Source organism: Streptacidiphilus sp. PAMC 29251 (assembly GCF_054208735.2).
This window is the reverse complement of the sequence record NZ_CM135725.2, coordinates 6,800,806-6,819,293: the sequence shown is the minus strand read 5'-3', so window position 1 is coordinate 6,819,293 and position 18,488 is coordinate 6,800,806. Positions and strand designations below refer to the sequence as shown.

Below are 18,488 nucleotides of genomic sequence, written 5' to 3'. Positions count from 1 at the left end.
CGCTCCCCCTCGCCGGCTCTTGCGTGGGTGCCACGTTAGCAATCAGAGCGCGGCGAGTTGCTCAGTCAGGTCGTCCAGGCCGAACGGGCCCTGCGACAGCGCCTTCATGTGCCAGGCCTTGAGGTCGAAGGCGTCGCCGTGCCGGCGCCTGGCCTCCTCGCGTCCGCGCAGCCAGGCCCGCTCGCCGAGCTTGTAGCCGATGGCCTGACCGGGCCAGCCCAGATAGCGGACGATCTCGCTCTCCCGCATCTCGGCCGTGGCGCCGCTGTAGGCGGCGAAGAACTCGGTGGCCAGCTCCGGGGTCCAGCGCTCGCCGGGGCGGAACGGGGAGTCGGCGGGGATGACCATTTCCAGGTGCATGCCGATGTCGATGATGACCCGGATGGTGCGCAGCATCTGCCCCTCCAGGAACCCGAGCCGGTGGCCCGGGTCGGTGAAGAAGCCCAGCTCGTCCATGAAGCGCTCGGCGTAGAGGGCCCAGCCCTCGGTGTCGGCGCTGACGCCGCCGATGGTCATCTGGAAGCGGGACAGGTGCTCGGCCGAGCGCATCCGCTGGGCCAGGTGCAGATGGTGGCCGGGGACGCCCTCGTGGTACCAGGTGCTCACCAGTTCCCAGGTCGGGAAGTCCTCCTGGCCCTGGGTCGGCAGCCAGGTCCGCCCCGGACGGGAGAAGTCCAGGCTGGGCCGGGTGTAGTAGGGAGCGGCGGCGCTGCCGGCCGGCGCGATCATGGCCTCGACCTGGCGCAGCGGCCCCTCCAGGTCGAAGTGGGTGCCGTCGAGCGCCTCGATGGCCCGGTCCATCAGCTGCTGCAGCCAGTTCCTGATCTCCTCCACACCCTTGACGGTGTGACCGTGCTGCTCCAGGTGCGCGACCGCCTCCAGCGGGGTCGCGCCGGGCAGTACCAGGACCGCCTCGGCCTGCTGGGCGGCGTACAGCCGGTGGAACTCGGTCCAGGCCCAGCCGTAGGCCTCGTCCAGGTCCAGGTCGGCGCCGGTGCAGTCGCGGGCGGAGCGGAGGTAGAGCTCGCGCCCGGCGATGTCGGAGCCCCCGGCCGCGGCCGGGGCGTACGCGGTCCTGAGCCAGTCCTGGAAGGCGGCACTGGCGGCGGTGGCCTCCGCCGCGGCCGCGTCGAGTTCGGCGCGCAGCCGGTCCGGGCCCTTGGCGACGAAGTCGGCGAACCAGCTCGGGCCGCCGTCCGCGCCGAGCCAGCCGTCGAGCTGCCCGATCACGGTGGCGACCTGGCGCGGCCCCGAGTACAGCCCGCGGTCCAGGCCGACCTGCAGGGTGGCCCGGTAGCCCTGGAGCGCGCCGGCGACGTTCCGCAGCCGCCCGGCCACCACGGTCCAGTCCTCGTCCGTGGCGGTCGCCATCAGCGTGAAGATCTGCCGGACGTCGTGCACCGGGGAGGCGATGTTGCTGAGCGCGCGGAAGTGGTCCCCGGCGTCGTGGACCGCGAGTTGGGCGGTGAGCCGCTCGGTGAGCAGCCGGGCGCAGGCGGCTTCGGCGCTGTCCCGCAGGCTCTCGGCGGGGAGCGCGGCGAGGTCGGCGAGGACGCGCCGGGCCAGCTCGGCCTCGGCCTCGAATCCGGCGGGCGAGAGGTCGGGCTGCCGGTCGTCACCGGGGTTGACCCCGAGGCTCGCCGCCAACCCCGGGTTCTGGACGGCCAGCGCCTCGACATAGGCGTCGGCGAGCTGTCGCGGGGTGCGCGGAGCAGGGGGCGGGGTCGAGGAGGTCACTGTGTCTGCCATGCCGTCATCCTGACGCACCACTGCGCAGTGGTGACAGCTTTTCCCCGCGATCGCCGCCCCCGCGCCGCAGCCGCCGCGGAGTCCAGCCGCCGCCGGGGACGCCCCTGGTGACGGGGTAGCAGCCGACGCCGATCAGAAAGGCGGTGAGGTGGCCGAGGTTGGTGAAATCCCGGTCACTGGCCAGCAGCAGCAGGAAGAAGCAGGTCGCCGCGCCCAGGTAGTACCAGCGCAGCGGCCGGGCGAGGAACCAGGTGAGCACACCGATCGAGCCGGCCAGCGCATAGCTGACGCCGATGTCGAGGGCGTACGCGGTGCGGTGCGGCAGCGCCCCGGCCCTGATCATCAGATCGACCGCGCCCTCGCTGACCAGGGTCGCTCCGACATGGGCGGTGACGACCACGATCAGCCAGCGCCTGGTGCCGAGCCAGCGCTCGGCCGGGACGTGGAACAGGTTGAAGACCGGGAACCAGAGCAGGAAGCTCGGCTTCTCGGTCAGGAAGGCGCTGGTGACCAGGACCTTGATCGGGTGGTGCCGCAGCTGGTCCAGATTGGTGCTGTGGGTGAACAGGAAGTACTCGCGCACCCGCGGCGACATGTGGACCAGGGCGAAGGTGTTCAGTGCGAGCACCAGCAGCCAGACGAAGGTGCCGGGAGCAGCCCCGACGTACCGGACGAGGGCCCCCCACCAGCGGCGGAGCCGGGGACGTGCGGCCGGGGGCCGGGGCGGGTCTGCCGTGGTCATGGGCTCCATTCTCGGTGCTTCCCGGCGGGGCCCGGGGCGGTGACACTCCCGCCGTCGGCGGGAGGGATTGACTGCGTTGTTGACATGCAGTCTCATAAGAGCAGAGTCCCGACCAGGGAACACCCGTCAGGGCAGGAGTCCGACCATGCGCACCGAAGCCGCGACCGCTCTGCTGACGGACCGTGAGCAGGTGGCCGAGCGCCTGCTCGAGGCGTCCGCCAAGCACTCGTACGACCCCGACACCGAGCTGGACTGGGACGCCCCGCTGGAACCCGGGAAGTGGTTCCTGCCGGAGCGGATGGTCTCCCTCTACGGCACCCCGATCTGGCAGCGGCTCTCCGAGGAGCAGCGGATCGAGCTCTCCCGGCACGAGGCGGCCAGCCTGGCCTCGGCCGGGATCTGGTTCGAGATCATCCTGATGCAGCTGCTCACCCGGCACATCTACGACCTGGACCCGCGCAGCAGCCATGTCACCTACGCGCTCACCGAGATGGCCGACGAGTGCCGGCACTCGCGGATGTTCGCCCGGATGGTGACCAAGCTGGACACCCCGTACTACCGCCCCGGCGGTGTCACCCGCTTCCTCGGCCGGATCCTGAAGACCACCGCGACCACGCCCGGGGCCTTCACCGCGACCCTGCTGGTGGAGGAGATCCTGGACCGGATCCAGCGGCAGACCTTCCCGGACGAGACCATCCAGCCGCTGGTCCGCGGCATCACCAGGATCCATGTGGTGGAGGAGGCCCGGCACGTCCGCTACGCCCGCGAGGAGCTGCGGCGGCAGATGGCGACCTGCCCGGCCTGGGAGCGGCAGCTGACCCGTACGGTCTCCGGCGAGGCCTCGGTGGTGGTCGCCCGGGCCCTGATCAGTCCGGCCGTGTACGCGGCGGTCGGCCTGGACGTGGCCGAGGCGCTGCGGCAGGCCCGCGCCAGCGAGCACCGCCGTGAGACGCTCCGCTGGTCGGCGGAACGGCTGACCGGCTTCCTGGAGGAGACCGGCATCATCCACAGCCGCCTCGACCGCGCCGCCTGGCGCCGCTCGGGCCTCCTCGCGGGGTGACCTCGCGGTCCGTGCGGGCCGCAGCCGTAAAGTGGGCGCATGGACGCCCCCGCCGCAGTCGACCCCGTCGCGCCGAGCGCGCCCGCTGCCGACCCGGCCGCCGTCACCGTCAGACAGGCTGCCGCCGGCAAGCGGGCGCCTCGGGCGCCCAGGGCGCCCAGGGCGCCGTACCGGCGGTTGCCGGTGGAGCAGCGGCGGGAGCAGCTGATCGCCGTCGCCCTGGAGCTGTTCAGCCGGCACGCTCCGGAGGAGGTCTCGCTGGACGACGTCGCCCTCGCCGCGGAGGCCTCCCGTCCGCTGGTCTACCGCTACTTCCCGGGCGGGAAGCAGCAGTTGTACGAGGCCGCGCTCCGCACCGCCGCCGACGAGCTGTCCTCGCGCTTCACCGCACCCACCCACGGCGGCCCGGCCGAGCGCCTGGGCCATGTGCTGGACCAGTACTTCGGCTTCGTCGGCGAGCACGCGGCCGGGTACGGGGCGCTGCTCCGCGGCGGCTCGGTCGCCGAGACCGAGCGGACCACCGCGATCGTGGACGAGGTCCGCCGCGCGGCCCACCGCAGCATCCTGGAGCAGCTGCTGGTGCCGGAGCCGGGCCCCCGGCTGCTGCTGCTGGTCAGGTCCTGGATCGCGGTGGTCGAGACGGCCGCGCTGACCTGGCTGGACGACTCCCGCCGCGGGGCCGCGGGAGGCAGCAGAGCGAAGGACACCGGGGCGGGGACCGGGGTGGGCGCGGCGGCGGAGCTGCGGGACTGGCTGGTGGACGAGTTCGTGGCCATGTTCGCCGTGTCCGCCCTGCACGACCCGCAGTCGGCACGGGTGCTGCGGTCGATGCTGACCGGCGCGGGCGCCGAGGTGGGGACGGCGCTGGTGGCCCGGCTGGGCTCCCTGCTGCTGGAAGCCCCCGCCGAGCCGCGGGCCTGACCCGCACCCAGCCCCGACCCCAAACCGACCCCGACGAACCGGGCTACGCCTTGCCGAGCACCTGCCGCTGCCGGCCGAGCCCGTCGATCTCCAGCTCCATCACGTCGCCCGGCTGCAGATAGGCCTGGTCCGCGCGCCCCATCGCCACCCCGGCCGGGGTGCCGGTGTTGATCACGTCGCCGGGCTCCAGCACCAGGAACTGGCTGACGTACCAGACCACGTACCGGACGTCGAAGATCATGTCCGCGGTGCTCCCGGCCTGCCGGGGTTCGCCGTTCACCGAGAGCCGCAGCCCGAGCCGCTGCGGGTCGCCGACCTCGTCCGCGGTGACCAGCCAGGGGCCGAGCGGGTTGAAGGTCTCGCAGGACTTGCCCTTGTCCCAGGTGCCGCCGCGCTCCAGCTGGAACTCGCGCTCCGACACGTCGTTGCTGATCGCGTACCCGGCGATCACCGCGTCGGCGTCGGCGGGCGAGCCCAGGTAGCGGGCGGTCCGGCCGATCACGATGGCCAGCTCGACCTCGTAGTCGGTCTTGGCGCTGCCGCGCGGCACCAGCACCTCGTCGTCCGGGCCGACCACGGTGTTGGTCGCCTTCATGAAGATCACCGGCTCGGCCGGGATCTCCGACCCCGCCTCGGCGGCGTGGTCCCGGTAGTTGAGCCCGATGCAGACCACCTTCGGCGGCCGGGCCACGGGCGCGCCGAGGCGCTGCCCGGCCAGGTCCAGCACGGGCAGTGCACCTGCTTCGCGGAGCGCCTCGATCCGATCGGGGCCCTCGTCGAGCAGTCGTTCCAGGAAGCCGCCGTCGATGTCCCCGGTGAGGCCGGAGAGGTCGTACGCGGTCTTCTCGTCGGCGGCCAGCAGGGCCGGCCCCTCGGCCCCGAAGGGTCCTACGCGCAGGAATCGCACCTGTTCACCACACACCTTTGCGATCAGGACGGTCCGGTCGCCCACCGTCGCCAGGAGCTTCGATGTATATCAACCCCTGGGACAGCAGTCCAGCCGGCGATCACGCCTCGGACGGCCGGCCCCCGGACGGCCGGCCCCGAAAACGGTCACCCCGCCGCCGGCCGCCCCCGGTGCCGCTCCCACTCCCCGGCCAGGATCGACATGGTCACCGCGTCCACCCACTCCCCGTCCCAGCGCAGTGCGTCCCGCTGCACGCCCTCGGCCACGAACCCGGCCTTCTCGTAGACCCGCCTGGCCCTCGGGTTGAAGGCGTAGACCTCCAGCGAGATCCGGTGCAGCCCTAGCTTCTCGAAGCCGTAGCCGCAGATCAGCCGGGTGGCCTCGGTGCCCAGCCCGCGTCCGTAGCTCCCCGGGGCGAGGGCGATCCGGAAGCCGCAGCTCTGGTCCGCCTCGCTCCAGCCGTTCAGCACCGCCTCACCGACGCAGGCCCCGGTGGCACGCTCCAGCACGGCCAGGTCGAGCCGGTCGTCCTGGCCGATCCTGGTCCGGTACCAGGCCCGCAGCCGGGCCTCGTCCGGGGCGCCGCCCCGGGAGCCGGTCAGCCGGGCCACCTCGTGGTCCGCCAGCATCGGCCGCAGCTCCGGGAGGTCCGCGTCGGTCAGCGGGCGCAGCACGACCAGCTCGCCGTCGAGGGTCGGCTTGCTGAGGAAGTCGGGCCGGGCCCGGGGGTGCGTGCTCAGTGCTGAAGCACCCGCTTCTCCCCGGCCTCGACCGCCACCGGCAGGGTGTTGCCGGGCGGCGGGAAGGGGCAGAGGAAGTGGTCGGCGAAGGCGCAGGGCGGCAGGTAGGCCCGGTTGAAGTCGATCTCGGTCAGCCCGTCCGCGTCGGGGGCCGGCAGCCGCAGGAAGCGGAACCGGAAGGTCTTCTTCCCGCTCGCCGCGTCCGCGAAGACCGCGTCCAGCGAACCGTCCTCGGCCTGGCCCACCTGCAGCGTCAGCGCGACCTGCGCACCCGACGAGTCAGGTCCGGTGAAGGCCAGCTCCCCCGCCAGCGCCACCCCGCGCTTCCGCCCGTCCGCGTGCGGGACGGCGACGGTACGGGCCTCCGGGTACGGGGTGAAGCGCGCGGTCCTGACCCAGTCCGGGCTGTAGGGGTGGGCGTCGATGCCGGCGAAGGCGGACCGCGCCGCCGACGCCGGGTCGTAGATCCGGACCGCGTACTCGCCCTCGCGGAGGATCAGCAGCAGCAGTCGGCCGCCGTGGGTGATCAGGGAGGGTCGGGGCGCGGTGTCCGGACAGAGCCGGACCGAGCCGTCCAGCGCCGTGTGGTCGACTTCCAGGCCGTCGTGCCGGGCCGCGGTGAGGACCACGCAGCTGCCCTGGAGCTCCCAGCGTCCGGGCACCCCCGGCAGGCCCTCGCGCAGGTCGGCCAGCCAGTAGGTCCCGGTGAGGGCGAGCGGGCCGTGCGGTGCCCGAGCCGCGACCACCCGGTCGTCGCGCCAGTGCTTCCAGTCGTCCAGGCTGCTGCTCACTGAGTTACCTCCGGTGCGGAAGGGAAAGAGGAAGGAGGAAGCTGAAGGGAGTGGGGGTGCCGCGCAACGGCAGCTCTCCCGAGTCGTACCCAGCGGAGTCCGGGCCCCACACCTCAACCGCGAAGCCGGCGGAGGGGAGCACTTACGGATGAAGCGCCAAGCAGCCGGCTACCGGCAACAGGCCGCGGACCACACCCGACCGAAGTCCGTGGCCCCTGATCACCAGGCGCAGCTCAGTATTCACCCGGCCAGTGGACCAGCGGCCGTCCCCCCTGGTCAACATCGGTCCAGCTCGCGGGACGATAATCGCCGCATGATCAAAGCTGTGATGTTCGACTTCTCCGGCACGCTCTTCCACATCGAGTCGGTCGCCGAGTGGTTCGACGCCCTCGCCCTGGATCTCGCCCTGGACCTGTCGGAGGACCAACGCGCCGCCTGCGTCCGGCGGTTGACCGACAGCGGCGCGCTCCCCGGCGGCCCGCCGCCGCTGCACGCCCCCGCCGGCTGGGGCGAACGCGACCTCAGCGCGGAGCACCACCGCACGGCGTACACGGCGCAGACCCGCGCCGCCCTGCTCCCGTCCTTCGGCCCGGACCGGTCGGACGCCCTGGCCGCCGAGCTCTACGAGCGGCACAAGGCCGCGGGCGCCTGGCGCAGCCCGTACCCCGACGCCGAGCCGGTGCTGAAGGAGCTGCGGCGGCGCGGCATCCCGGTCGCCGTGGTCAGCAACATCGGCTGGGACCTGCGCCCGATCTTCGTCCACTCCGGTCTGGACCCCTATGTGGACGCCTATGTCCTCTCCTACGAGCTGGAGATCCAGAAGCCCGACCCGCGGATCTTCCAGGCCGCCTGCGCGCTGCTCGGCAGCACCCCGGAGGAGACGCTGATGGTCGGCGACGACCTGCCCGCGGACGGCGGCGCTACCGCCCTGGGCTGCGCCTTCCACCAGGTCCAGTCGCTCCCGGTGGCCGAGCGGCCGACCGGTCTGCTGCCGGTGCTCGACCTGGTCTCCGCGGCGGACGGCCCCCAGTGACAGGATGGGAGGCACCCAGCACCGGAGGTTGATCGCAGATGGCCAGGCAGGCTCCCGACCAGGATCCCGTACAGGACGCCCCCAAGGTCGCCCTGCCCAAGCACGCGGCGGCCGGCCTGCCGGCCCTGCTGCACACCACGAAGATCGCCACCGCGCAGATGGGCGCGAGCCGCTCGGTCCGCACCCTGATGAAGGTGAACCAGCCGGACGGCTTCGACTGCCCCGGCTGCGCCTGGCCCGAGCCGGAGCACGCCCACATCGCGGAGTTCTGCGAGAACGGCGCCAAGGCCGTCGCCGAGGAGGCGACCCTGCGCAAGGTCGGCCCGGAGTTCTTCGCCGAGCACCCGGTGGCCGACCTGGCCGGACGCTCCGGCTACTGGCTCGGCCAGCAGGGCCGGCTGACCACCCCGATGCTGCTGGACCAGGACGCGACCCACTACACCCCGATCGGCTGGGACGACGCCCTGCAGCTGGCGGCCGACGAGCTGAAGGCGCTGGACACCCCGGACGCCGCCGCCTTCTACACCTCGGGCCGGACCAGCAACGAGGCCGCCTTCGCGTTCCAGCTGTTCGCCCGCCAGTTGGGCACCAACAACCTGCCGGACTGCTCCAACATGTGCCATGAGTCCTCGGGTTCGGCGCTGACCGAGACCATCGGCATCGGCAAGGGCAGCGTCAGCCTCAAGGACCTCTACCAGGCCGATCTGATCATCGTCGCCGGGCAGAACCCGGGCACCAACCACCCCCGGATGCTCTCCGCACTGGAGCGCGCCAAGCGGGCCGGGGCGAAGATCGTCAGCGTCAACCCGCTGCCGGAGGCCGGCCTGGAACGCTTCAAGAACCCGCAGAACGCCCGCGGCCTGGTCGGCAACGGCACCAAGCTCACCGACCTGTTCCTGCAGATCCGGCTCGGCGGCGACCTGGCCCTGTTCCGCGCGCTCAACCTGCTGCTGCTGGCGGCCGAGGAGAAGGAGCCGGGCACCGTCCTGGACCATGCCTTCATCGAGGAGCACTGCCACGGGTTCGCCGAGTGGGCCGAGGACGCGCAGACCACCGACTGGGACGCCGTGCACGCCGCGACCGGCCTGCCGGAGAGTCAGATCCGGGAACTGGCCGCGCTGGTGCTGGACTCCAAGAAGATCGTGGTCTGCTGGGCGATGGGCCTGACCCAGCACAAGCACTCGGTGCCGACGATCCGTGAGGTCGTCAACTTCCTGCTGCTGCGCGGCAACATCGGCCGCCCCGGCGCCGGGGTCTGCCCGGTGCGCGGCCACAGCAACGTCCAGGGCGACCGGACCATGGGCATCTTCGAACGGCCCAGCGCGGCCTTCCTGGACGCCCTGGGCAAGGAGTTCCGCTTCGAACCGCCGCGCGAGCACGGGTTCGACGTGGTGGACACCATCCGCGGCATGCGCGACGGCAAGGTGAGGGTCTTCTTCGCCATGGGCGGCAACTTCGTCGGCGCCACCCCGGACACCGAGGTCACCGAGGACGCGATGCGCGGCTGCCGGCTCACCGTCCACGTCTCGACCAAGCTCAACCGCTCCCATGTGGTCACCGGGGCGCGGGCGTTGATACTCCCGACGCTGGGCAGGACCGATCGCGACCGCCAGATCAGTGGTCTGCAGCAGGTCACCGTCGAGGACTCGATGGGGATGGTGCACGCCTCGCGCGGGGCGCTGAAGCCGCCGGCCGACGACCTGCTGTCGGAGACCGCGATCGTCTGCGGCCTGGCCCGGCGCACCCTGGGGCCGAAGAACACCGTGCCCTGGGAGGACTTCAGCGCCGACTACGGCATCCTGCGGGAGCGGATCGCCCGGGTCGTCCCCGGCTTCGAGGACTTCAACGACAAGATCAAGAAGCCCGGTGGCTTTGCTCTGCCGCACGGCCCGCGCGACAAGCGGGCCTTCCCCACCGCCACCGGCAAGGCCAACTTCACCGTCAATCCGCTGACCGCCCCCGAGGTCCCGGCCGGGCGGCTGCTGCTGCAGACCCTGCGCTCGCACGACCAGTACAACACCACCATCTACGGCCTGGACGACCGCTACCGCGGCATCACCGACGGCCGCCGGGTGGTCCTGCTGAACCCCGAGGACGCCGCCGAGCACGGCCTGGCCGAGGGCGCCCTGGTCGACCTGATCAGCGAGTGGACGGACGGCACCGAGCGGCGCGCGCCGCACTTCCGGGTGGTGCACTACCCGACCACCCGCGGCTGCGCGGCCGCCTACTACCCGGAGACCAATGTGCTGGTGCCGCTGGACAGTACGGCCGACACCAGCAACACCCCGACGTCCAAGTCCGTGGTGATCCGCTTCGCGGAGGACTCGGGCGCCGGAGCGGTCACCGGCTGACCTGCTGCTGCGCTGTCAGCCTGCGCGGTCAGCCCGCCGTCGGGGTGGCGGGCGCCGTCGCGGCGGACAGGCTCGCCGTCGGCGTCTGCGCGGCGGTGGGCGTGGGCGTCACCGGGGGTGTCGGCGTGGGCGTCGGGTCCGGCGTGCCGGTGGGCGTCGGCTTGGGCGAACCGGTGGGGCTCGCGGGCGCCGTCGGCTTCGTCGTGGGCTTGGTGGTCGGCTTGGTCGTGGGCTTGCCGGTGGGCTTGGGGGTCGGCGTCGGGGCGGGCCCGGGACCGATCGGCTGCGGCCCGGTGCTGCCGGTGGGGATCGTCGGCGGCGTGTAGGAGCCGAGCGACGGGCTGGTCGGGTCGGGCCGGACCGCGCCGAGGATCGGGTTCTGCGCCATCGGCGTCACCTCCACCACCGCCCCGGTGTGGGGAGCCTGGATCACCATGCCGCCGCCGATGTAGATGGACACATGGCTGGCGCCGGAGAAGTAGATGAGCAGATCGCCGGGGCGCAGCGCGTTCAGCGGCACATGGGTGAGCTGCGCCCACTGCTCCTCGCTGGTGCGCGGGATCGGGTGTCCGGCGTGCAGCCAGGCCTGCGAGGTCAGCCCGGAGCAGTCGAAGCCGCTGGCGTAGGGGCCCTGCGCGCCCCAGTGGTACTCGGCCCCGAGCTGGGCGAACGCGTAGGTCACCGCCGCCGCCCCCGCCGCCGAGGGCCGGAGGCCGCCCTTGCCGAGGATCCCGGTGGCCAGCAGCGCCGTCTGCGCCGCGTTGGCGTCCTTCTGCTCCAGCTGGGAGAGCTGGTCCTGCTGGACCCCGGTGAGGGTGGCGACCTGCTTGCGCACGGCGTCGAGCTGCTTGTTGATGGTGTCCCTGGCGACGGCCTGCGCCGCGACCAGGTTCGTCGCGTTGACCTTGGCCGTCGCCGAGGCGGTCTTGGCCTGGATCAGGCTCTGCTGGTCCGTCTGCAGCTGCTTCAGGAAGACCGCCTGCGAGGTGCTGGCGGCCTTCAGCAGCTCGCCCTCGTGCAGGGCCTCCTGCGGGTTCTGGGCGAAGATCAGCTGGCCGAGCTGGGAGAGGTCGCCGTTGCGGTACTGGGCCGAGGCCAGCTGGCCGGCCACCACCGTCCCCGCGTCCACGCTCGCCTGCGCGTTGTCGACCTCCAGCTGCAGCTGGTCGTCGTCGGTCTTGGCCTGGTTCAGCTGCTCGGTGAGGGCGTCGTACTTCTGCGTCGCCGCCTCGGCCAGCTGGTAGGTGGCGTGGAGCTGGTCCAGGACCGGCTGCAGCGACTGCTCGGTCGCGGTGAGGGTCTGCACGGTGTTGGCGGACGAACCGTCAGCAGGGGTGTCGGCACTCGCCTGGCCGGCCATCGGCAGCACCGCCAGCGAGGCCGCGGCCAGCAGCAGGCCGCAGCGCAGCACACCGCGCAGCCAGGGCCGCGTGGCGGTCGCCAGCAGCCCGCCCCCGCCCGGCGAACGCATGGCCACCGCCCTTGCTGCCCGTATCGCGTCCCGCTGTCCCGCTGTCCCGTGCCCCGCCATGCCCCGCACCGACATTCCCCTCGCTCCCCGTCTGCTGCCCTCGGAGATCCTTCCATGCCTGCCTGCCATTGGGCAGTGCACGTCCTGGATTCTCACGCCGATCTCAGCGAAGCAGCACCGGGTGAATGTGACACAGCTCTCTTCTGAAGGCGCGTTGAACGGCGGGATCCGGCCAGAGCCCAGTCACCGCAGGGCGATCCGGCCCGTTTCGTCCACGTTGCGGCCTCATGTCAACTCAGGATCGGCTCCCAGTTCACTTTCCGTTCACTCAGCATCCCTACGGTCGGCCACGACGATTCCGCTGAGACGATTGTTTGGTTAATGGAACACATCACGTTCCTGGTGTGCGTCGTGATCATCACGGCCCTCGCCTTTGACTTCACCAACGGCTTCCACGACACCGCCAACTCGATGGCCACCTCCATCGCCACCGGCGCTCTCCGCCCAAGGTCGCCGTCGCGATCTCCGGGGTTCTGAACCTGGCAGGAGCGTTCCTGTCGGTGGAGGTCGCCAAGACGATCTCCGGCGGGATCATCGACGAGAGCGCGGGGGTCAGACCCCAGGTGGTCTTCGCCGCGCTGATCGGCGCGATCCTCTGGAACCTGGTCACCTGGCTGCGCGGGATCCCCTCCAGCTCCTCGCACGCCCTCTACGGCGGCCTGATCGGCGCGACCCTGGTCGCGGTGGGGGCGCACGGCGTCAACCTCGACGTGGTGGTCACCAAGATCCTGATCCCCGCGGTCGCCTCGCCGGTCGTGGCCGGGCTCGCGGCCTGGGTGGCGACCAGGATCGCCTACCGGATCACCGCCAAGGGCACCGAGAAGGCCAACACCAAGGGCTTCAAGGCCGGGCAGATCGCCTCCGCCTCGCTGGTCTCGCTGGCGCACGGCACCAACGACGCCCAGAAGACCATGGGCATCATCACGCTGACCCTGGTCAGCGTCGGCGCCGTCGCCCCCCACGCCGATCCGCCGGTCTGGGTGATCATCACCTCCGGTCTGGCCATCGCCCTCGGCACCTACCTGGGCGGCTGGCGGATCATCCGGACCATGGGCAAGGGCATCACCGAGATCGAGGCCCCGCAGGGCTTCGCGGCGCAGACCGCCTCGGCCGCGGTGATCCTCACCTCCTCGCACATGGGCTACGGCCTCTCCACCACCCAGGTCTGCTCCGGCGGCATCATGGGCGCGGGCAAGGCCGGCCGCACCGGACAGGTCAACTGGTCCACCGCACGCCGGATGGCCTACGCCTGGGGGCTCACCCTCCCGGCCGCCGCGCTGCTCGGCGGGGCCGGCACCTTCCTCGCCGACCGGGGCGACTGGGGCATCGCCCTGCTGGCCGCGATCGGCATCGGGCTGAGCGCCTGGATCTACCGGATCTCCCGCAAGCAGGCCGTCACCGCCGACAACGTGGTGGCCGGACCGGCCGAGAACACCGTGACGGCCCTGGACACCACCACCCCCGCGCCGGCCGCCCCCGTCGCCGCCTGAGCTGGAGCCTTACGCATATGAAGATCAACTGGGAAGCCCTGGGCAGCACCTTCGGTGTCAGCATGCTGATCACCGTCGGCGTGGTGACCACCTTCTGCCTCGGTATCGCGGCCCTCTCCCGCCACGAGACCGCCGCCGGGCGCAGCGCCACGGCCGGCGCCACCACCGCGGGCGCCTCCGCCCGCGGCGGCAGCGTCCCGGCCCTGGCCGCCGCCACGCTCTGCTTCGCGGCCTGCGCCGCCGCCGTCGGCTACGGCCTCTACCTGATCGCCCTGGCCTGACCGCTCCACCCTGCCCCACCCCCGAAGCCGCCCCGGCCCCAGCACCACCCCGGGGCGGCTTTCGCGTCCTGCTAGGCTGAATCTGTCCAGACTGTCCGGACTGCTACCCGTGGAGGACGCCGTGCAGTGGCAGGTCCAGGAGGCCAAGCAGAGGTTCAGCGAGGTGCTGCGCCGCGCCCACGAGGACGGGCCGCAGGTGGTCACCCGGCACGGCGCCGAGGTCGCCGTGGTCATCGACATAGGGGAGTACCGGCGGCTCAAGGGCGAGGAGCTGTCGTTCAAGGGGTTCCTGACCACCCCCGCCGAGGCCTGGTCGGAGGGCTTCGCCGAGGCCGTCGACGAGATCGTCGCCGCGCGGCAGGACGACCGCGAGCGTGATCTGTCCTCGCTCTTCGAGCCCTCCGAACCTTTCGAGCCCGCGGAGCCCGCAGAGCCCGCCGAGCCCTCCGACGAGGAGGCGTGATGGGGTTCCTGCTCGACACCAACGTGCTGTCCGAGCCCCAGCGCCCACGACCGTCCGCGGCGGTGCTCGCCTGGTTCGAGTCGGTCCCCTCGGCGGAGTTGTGGACCAGCGCGCTGGTGGTGGGCGAGCTGCAGAAAGGCGTGGAGCTGCTGCGGCGCAGGGACGCCGCCCGCGCGGCACGGCTCGACGACTGGCTCGGCCGGCTGGTCCGCGTCTACGCGGACCGGATCCTGCCGGTCACGGTCCCCGTCGCCGAGGAGTGGGGCCGGATGAACGTCCCCGACCCGCTGCCGGTGGTGGACGGCTACCTCGCGGCCACGGCGCGCGCGCACGGCCTGACCCTGGCCACCCGCAATCTGAAGGACGTCGAGCGCACCGGCGTGAGCCTGATCAATCCCTTCGACTGGCCGGTACGCTGACCCCGGGGCTGTTCAGCCGGGTTCGCCCTGCATGACCGGGCGGCCGCCTCGGGGGCGGAGGCCGGTGACGACCAGGGCGACCACGACGCCGACCACGGTCCAGGCCACCAGCACCAGCAGCGGCTTGGTGATCGCGGTGCCGTCGAAGTAGGCGATGGAGCGGGCAATGCTGGTGCCCGCGCCGTTCGGCAGCCAGGGGCCGATGACCCGCCAGAAGGCCGGCATCAGCGGCGGCGGGAAGACGCCGCCCGCGCTGGGGTTGCCGAGGACCACGAACAGCAGCACTGCGAGGCCGATGCCGACCACGTCGAACAGGCACTCCAGCGCCATGGTGATCGCACCGACCGAGAAGACCACCAGCGCGCCCATCCCCCACAGCCCCAGGATGCTGCCCGGCAGGGCGTTGAGGATCGGTCCGACGATCAGCGCGCCGCCGATGCCGGCCGCGATCGAGTACAGCGCCAGCACCGCCAGCCGGATCACCGCACGCTTGCGGTTGGCCGGGCGCGAGCCGGCGCTGATGCCGAGGATCGAGGCCACCAGGTAACCGCCGACGCAGAGTCCGACCGCCAGGTAGAAGGAGGAGAGCCCCTCGGCGTCCCCGGAGGCCAGCGGCACCAGGTCCTCGGTGCTGAAGGTCCGGCCCTGCTGCTTCTCCGCGCCGGTGATGATCGTCTCGACCGCCTGGGCCAGCGCCGGACCCGCCGCGTTCGCGACCAGCAGGGTGTCGTGCTTGCTGCTCGGGTCGAACACCAGCGCTGTGTAGATCTTCTGATCGAGGATCTGCTGACGCGCCGTCGCCTCGTCCGGCACCGCCCGTGCGTCCAGGACCTGCTTCGGCAGGGCATTGAGCTGGCTCACCAGCTGCCCGCTGACCTGAGCGGGTGCTACCACCGCGATGGACGCCCGGTGCGGGTAGGGGTGATGCAGCGCCCCCACGTAGGAGACGATGAATCCCAACTGCAGCAACAGGACGCCGATCACCAGGACGGCGGCGCGCGTGGTCACGGCATCCTTGATCTCGGCCCCGAAACCGCGCTGGAGCTCAGCTCCGCTCATTCCACTGGCCATGCCGACCCGCCTGTCTGTTCGCTCTGTTCGCACGACGAAATGACAAATCAGGCCATTCGTAGCACTGGAGCAGCACTGAGCCGGTCATGACACGCCGTCAGTGACCACCGGGCCCTCCGGGCCGGCGCCCTCCCCGCTGGGGTTCTCCAAGACGCGACGCACCGTCACCAACGCCGCCCCCAGCAGCGGCCCGCGCCGCCCCAGCGTCGACACCGTCAGCGCCTCCGACGCCCAGGGCCGTACCGTCACCCGCTCCGCCAGCTCCCGTCGCATCTCCGGCAGCAGCCACTCCCCCAGCTCGGCGTAGGCCCCGCCGAGCACCACCGCCTCCGGGTCGATCAGGTTCACCGCCCCGGCCAGCGCCGTGCCCAGGGCCGCACCGGCCAGCGCCAGCGCCTCCCGGACCGGGGCCGCGCCCTCGGCCGCGCGCTTGGCCAGCAGTGCCACCCAGTCGCCGGACGCCTCCGGCAGCCCGGCGCCTGCCAGCACCGCGCCCTCGCCCGCGTACTGCTCCAGGCAGCCGCGCGCGCCGCAGGGGCAGGCGGGCCCGTCCGGGTGGACCGGGACGTGGCCCAGCTCGCCGGCGAAGCCCCGCGCGCCCTGGAACAGCCGTCCGCCGACCACCAGGGCCGCGCCGATCCCGGACTCCGCCGAGACGTGCACGAAGTCGACCGGCCCGTCCGGGCCGCCGCGCCACAGCTCGGCCAGCGCGCCGAGGTTGGCCTCGTTCCCGGCCTCGAGCCGCAGCCCGAGCAGGGTCGGCGGCAGGCGCAGCCCGCGCCAGCCCAGGTTGGCGGCGTGCACCACCTCCCCCGAGGCGGCGTCGACCAGGCCCGGCACCGCCACCACCGCGCCGACCGGGCGCAGCCCGAGACCGGCGGCCTCGCGCAGCACCCCCTCGGCGAGCCGGCCCAGCTCGGCCAGCACCTCCTCCGCCGGACGGCCCCGGTTGGCGGCGGGGACCCGGGCCTGCGCCCGGATCTCCCCACTGAGGTCGGCCACGCAGACCGCGAGGTGCTCCACCCCGACCTCGAGTCCGAGGCCGGCCGGTCCGGTGCTGCTGAGCACCAGCGCATTGCCCGGACGGCCGACCCGGCCGCTGGGCGCGGGGCCGAGCTCGACCACCAGCCCGGCCGCGTGCAGCTCCACCACCAGGCTGGACACCGCCGCCCTGGTCAGCCCGGTGCGGACGGAGACGTCGGCGCGGGAGAGCGGTGCGTGCTCGGCGATCGCCCCGAGGACCAGCGCCAGGTTCTGTCGGCGCATGCCCTGCTGGGAGGCCGGACGGCGCTCTTCACTGGACGGGCTGGGCATCGGACCCTCGTGCTTTCTTCCTCACAACATCACCGTTCGAACAGCTTCGCGGATCGTTGCAGCGTATCGGCGATCCGTTGCAACGCCTCGTCGTCCCTGGCCTCCGGCTCCAGCAGCGGGCCCTCGGCGGTGCCCCAGCGGCGCGCGACCTGGTCCGCGCGCTCCCCGGTGAGCAGCGCCGCCGCCTGCGCCGCCGCGCCGAGCGCCACCAGCTCCCGGGCCACCGGGATCCGCACCGCACGCCCGGACAGCCGCCGTACGGTCCGCTGCCAGGCGGCTCCCTGGGCGCCGCCGCCGATCAGCAGCAGCTCCCCGGTCCCGTCGGCCGGCTCGCCGCCCGCCGCCAGCACCTGCTCCAGCGCCGCCAGCAGCGAGTAGGCCGCGCCGTCGTAGGCCGCCTGCAGCAGCTGGCCCGGGGTGGTGTCGTGCCGCAGCCCCTGCATCAGACCGGCCGCGTAGGGGAGGTCGGGGGTCCGCTCGCCGTCGAAGTAGGGCAGCACCACGGCCGTGCCGCCCGGCTCCACCGCCTCCCGGTCGCGGCCGAGCAGGGCCGCCACCCGGTCCACCGCGAGGGTGCAGTTGAGGGTGCAGGCCAGCGGCAGCCAGCCGTCCAGCGCGTCGGCGAAGCCGCAGACCGTCCCGCTGGGGTCACCCGGACGGCCCCGGGTGACCGCGTAGACCGTGCCCGAGGTGCCCAGGCTGAGCACCGGACGTCCGGCCGCCAGCCCGAGGCCGAGCGCCGCCGCCATGTTGTCGCCGGTACCGGCCGCGACCGGGGTGCCGGCCCGGAGCCCGGTGCCGGCATCGGCTCGGACATAGCCCGCGGCTTTCCCCGGCTCGACCAGCTCCGGCAGCATCCCGGCGTCCAGCCCGAGCCGGGCCAGCAGGTCGTGGTCGTAGCCCTCCGGGGTCCACCAGCCGGTGCCGGAGGCGTCGCCCCGGTCGGTGGCGGCGACCCCGGTCAGCCGCTCGGTCAGATAGTCGTGCGGCAGCCGGACGGCCGCGGTACTGGCCGCCGCCTCGGGCTCGTTCTCGCGCAGCCAGGCCCATTTGGCGGCGGTGAACGAGGCCCCAGGCACGCTCCCGGCCCGCCGCGCCCAGGCCTCCCGGCCCAGCTCGGCGACCAGTGCGGCGGCCTGCGGGGCCGAGCGCACGTCGTTCCACAGCAGCGCCGGACGCACCGGCTCGCCGTCCGCGTCCAGGGTCACCAGCCCGTGCTGCTGGCCGCCGACCGACACCGCCGCCGCCTGCTCGGCGTACCCGGTCGCGGCCACGGCCTCGCCCAGCGCCCGCCACCACTCGCGCGGGTCGCTCTCCCGCGCCGCACCACCGCTGACGGTGTGCCCGGCCCGGCCCTCCCCCAGGACGGCGCCTGACTCCACATCGACGGCGAGTGCCTTGGTCGACTGCGTGGAACTGTCGATCCCGATCACGACCTGCACGCTTTTCCTCCTCGAACGATCTTGAACGATCTTGAACGATCCCGCTGACGCCCTGCCGAACGACCCCGCTGAGGCCCCGCCGGCGATCCCGCCGGCGATCCCGGCGGCGATCCCGGCGGCCCGGGGCTCTTCCCCTCACGGCCTCCTGATACTAATTTGTTCAGTGCGATGACGAATAGCCCC

General features: G+C 72.7%; 16 protein-coding genes and 1 pseudogene. 8 read left to right on the top strand and 9 right to left on the bottom strand.

Translation table 11 applies throughout. The features are described 5' to 3' along the window. Nucleotides 1–42: 42 nt before the first annotated feature. A complete protein-coding gene (locus ACXKR8_RS32590; RefSeq protein ID WP_458268154.1) occupies nt 43–1,749 on the bottom strand; it encodes a DUF885 domain-containing protein in 1,707 nt (568 codons plus the stop codon). Nucleotides 1,750–1,753: 4 nt separating this feature from the next. After that, nucleotides 1,754–2,491 (bottom strand): rhomboid-like protein, encoded by a 738-nt coding sequence (locus tag ACXKR8_RS32585; protein WP_458268153.1) that lies wholly within the window; start codon nt 2,489–2,491, stop codon nt 1,754–1,756. 145 nt (nt 2,492–2,636) lie between these two features. Here ACXKR8_RS32585 and ACXKR8_RS32580 point away from each other — a divergent pair, with 145 nt between their 5' ends. Together ACXKR8_RS32580 and ACXKR8_RS32575 are read left to right on the top strand one after the other, a co-directional pair. Beyond that, nucleotides 2,637–3,551, top strand: a complete 915-nt coding sequence (locus ACXKR8_RS32580) for an AurF N-oxygenase family protein (RefSeq protein ID WP_458268152.1) — start codon at nt 2,637–2,639, stop codon at nt 3,549–3,551. Nucleotides 3,552–3,734: 183 nt separating this feature from the next. Then, a complete protein-coding gene (locus tag ACXKR8_RS32575) occupies nt 3,735–4,472 on the top strand; it encodes a TetR/AcrR family transcriptional regulator (RefSeq protein ID WP_458275137.1) in 738 nt (245 codons plus the stop codon). A 43-nt stretch (nt 4,473–4,515) separates the two neighbouring features. On the opposite strand, the gene ACXKR8_RS32570 is transcribed toward ACXKR8_RS32575, so the two are convergent. The 3 genes from ACXKR8_RS32570 to ACXKR8_RS32560 all read right to left on the bottom strand — a co-directional run bounded on the left by ACXKR8_RS32570 (nt 4,516) and on the right by ACXKR8_RS32560 (nt 6,910). Beyond that, nucleotides 4,516–5,379 (bottom strand): fumarylacetoacetate hydrolase family protein, encoded by an 864-nt coding sequence (locus tag ACXKR8_RS32570; RefSeq protein WP_458268151.1) that lies wholly within the window; start codon nt 5,377–5,379, stop codon nt 4,516–4,518. 146 nt (nt 5,380–5,525) lie between these two features. Continuing rightward, a complete protein-coding gene (locus ACXKR8_RS32565; protein WP_458275136.1) occupies nt 5,526–6,008 on the bottom strand; it encodes a GNAT family N-acetyltransferase in 483 nt (160 codons plus the stop codon). Nucleotides 6,009–6,115: 107 nt separating this feature from the next. Beyond that, nucleotides 6,116–6,910, bottom strand: a complete 795-nt coding sequence (locus tag ACXKR8_RS32560) for a DUF1684 domain-containing protein (protein WP_458268150.1) — start codon at nt 6,908–6,910, stop codon at nt 6,116–6,118. Nucleotides 6,911–7,223: 313 nt separating this feature from the next. On the opposite strand from ACXKR8_RS32560, the gene ACXKR8_RS32555 reads away from it, so the two are divergent. Together ACXKR8_RS32555 and ACXKR8_RS32550 are read left to right on the top strand one after the other, a co-directional pair. After that, nucleotides 7,224–7,943 carry an HAD family hydrolase gene (locus tag ACXKR8_RS32555; protein ID WP_458268149.1) on the top strand — a complete coding sequence of 240 codons (720 nt, stop codon included), beginning with the start codon at nt 7,224–7,226 and terminating at the stop codon, nt 7,941–7,943. A 38-nt stretch (nt 7,944–7,981) separates the two neighbouring features. Continuing rightward, nucleotides 7,982–10,294, top strand: a complete 2,313-nt coding sequence (locus tag ACXKR8_RS32550; protein WP_458268148.1) for an FdhF/YdeP family oxidoreductase — start codon at nt 7,982–7,984, stop codon at nt 10,292–10,294. 28 nt (nt 10,295–10,322) lie between these two features. Here the strand turns inward: ACXKR8_RS32550 and ACXKR8_RS32545 are convergent, their stop codons facing one another. Then, on the bottom strand, nt 10,323–11,765 hold the full coding sequence (locus ACXKR8_RS32545) for a C40 family peptidase (RefSeq protein ID WP_458268147.1): 1,443 nt from the start codon (nt 11,763–11,765) through the stop codon (nt 10,323–10,325). A 381-nt stretch (nt 11,766–12,146) separates the two neighbouring features. Here ACXKR8_RS32545 and ACXKR8_RS32540 point away from each other — a divergent pair. The 4 genes and pseudogenes from ACXKR8_RS32540 (at nt 12,147) to ACXKR8_RS32525 (ending at nt 14,478) form a co-directional block, all read left to right on the top strand. Beyond that, nucleotides 12,147–13,315: pseudogene (locus tag ACXKR8_RS32540) on the top strand (anion permease). Between the two features lie 17 nt (nt 13,316–13,332). Then, nucleotides 13,333–13,596, top strand: a complete 264-nt coding sequence (locus ACXKR8_RS32535; protein WP_458268145.1) for a hypothetical protein — start codon at nt 13,333–13,335, stop codon at nt 13,594–13,596. A gap of 109 nt (nt 13,597–13,705) precedes the next feature. Next, nucleotides 13,706–14,059 carry a type II toxin-antitoxin system Phd/YefM family antitoxin gene (locus tag ACXKR8_RS32530; RefSeq protein ID WP_458268144.1) on the top strand — a complete coding sequence of 118 codons (354 nt, stop codon included), beginning with the start codon at nt 13,706–13,708 and terminating at the stop codon, nt 14,057–14,059. Further along, nucleotides 14,059–14,478 carry a type II toxin-antitoxin system VapC family toxin gene (locus tag ACXKR8_RS32525; RefSeq protein ID WP_458268143.1) on the top strand — a complete coding sequence of 140 codons (420 nt, stop codon included), beginning with the start codon at nt 14,059–14,061 and terminating at the stop codon, nt 14,476–14,478. Before ACXKR8_RS32530 ends, ACXKR8_RS32525 begins: the two co-directional genes overlap by 1 nt. Before the next feature lie 12 nt (nt 14,479–14,490). Here the strand turns inward: ACXKR8_RS32525 and ACXKR8_RS32520 are convergent, their stop codons facing one another. The 3 genes from ACXKR8_RS32520 to xylB all read right to left on the bottom strand — a co-directional run bounded on the left by ACXKR8_RS32520 (nt 14,491) and on the right by xylB (nt 18,305). Continuing rightward, the gene (locus tag ACXKR8_RS32520; protein ID WP_458268142.1) at nt 14,491–15,537 is read right to left on the bottom strand and encodes an ABC transporter permease; all 1,047 of its coding nucleotides are present in this window, start codon (nt 15,535–15,537) and stop codon (nt 14,491–14,493) included. Between the two features lie 96 nt (nt 15,538–15,633). Beyond that, nucleotides 15,634–16,863 carry an ROK family transcriptional regulator gene (locus ACXKR8_RS32515; protein ID WP_458268141.1) on the bottom strand — a complete coding sequence of 410 codons (1,230 nt, stop codon included), beginning with the start codon at nt 16,861–16,863 and terminating at the stop codon, nt 15,634–15,636. Between the two features lie 29 nt (nt 16,864–16,892). Continuing rightward, a complete protein-coding gene (gene xylB / locus ACXKR8_RS32510) occupies nt 16,893–18,305 on the bottom strand; it encodes a xylulokinase (RefSeq protein WP_458268140.1) in 1,413 nt (470 codons plus the stop codon). Nucleotides 18,306–18,488 lie beyond the last annotated feature (183 nt).

Coding starts and splice junctions, on each gene's coding strand:
- ACXKR8_RS32585 (WP_458268153.1), bottom strand. CDS start 2,491: ATGACCACGGCAGACCCGCCCCGGCCCCCGGCCGCACGTCCCCGGCTC.
- ACXKR8_RS32555 (WP_458268149.1), top strand. CDS start 7,224: ATGATCAAAGCTGTGATGTTCGACTTCTCCGGCACGCTCTTCCACATC.
- ACXKR8_RS32525 (WP_458268143.1), top strand. CDS start 14,059: ATGGGGTTCCTGCTCGACACCAACGTGCTGTCCGAGCCCCAGCGCCCA.
- ACXKR8_RS32535 (WP_458268145.1), top strand. CDS start 13,333: ATGAAGATCAACTGGGAAGCCCTGGGCAGCACCTTCGGTGTCAGCATG.
- ACXKR8_RS32520 (WP_458268142.1), bottom strand. CDS start 15,537: ATGAGCGGAGCTGAGCTCCAGCGCGGTTTCGGGGCCGAGATCAAGGAT.
- ACXKR8_RS32580 (WP_458268152.1), top strand. CDS start 2,637: ATGCGCACCGAAGCCGCGACCGCTCTGCTGACGGACCGTGAGCAGGTG.
- ACXKR8_RS32550 (WP_458268148.1), top strand. CDS start 7,982: ATGGCCAGGCAGGCTCCCGACCAGGATCCCGTACAGGACGCCCCCAAG.
- ACXKR8_RS32565 (WP_458275136.1), bottom strand. CDS start 6,008: ATGCTGGCGGACCACGAGGTGGCCCGGCTGACCGGCTCCCGGGGCGGC.
- ACXKR8_RS32515 (WP_458268141.1), bottom strand. CDS start 16,863: ATGCCCAGCCCGTCCAGTGAAGAGCGCCGTCCGGCCTCCCAGCAGGGC.
- ACXKR8_RS32545 (WP_458268147.1), bottom strand. CDS start 11,765: ATGCGTTCGCCGGGCGGGGGCGGGCTGCTGGCGACCGCCACGCGGCCC.
- ACXKR8_RS32590 (WP_458268154.1), bottom strand. CDS start 1,749: ATGGCAGACACAGTGACCTCCTCGACCCCGCCCCCTGCTCCGCGCACC.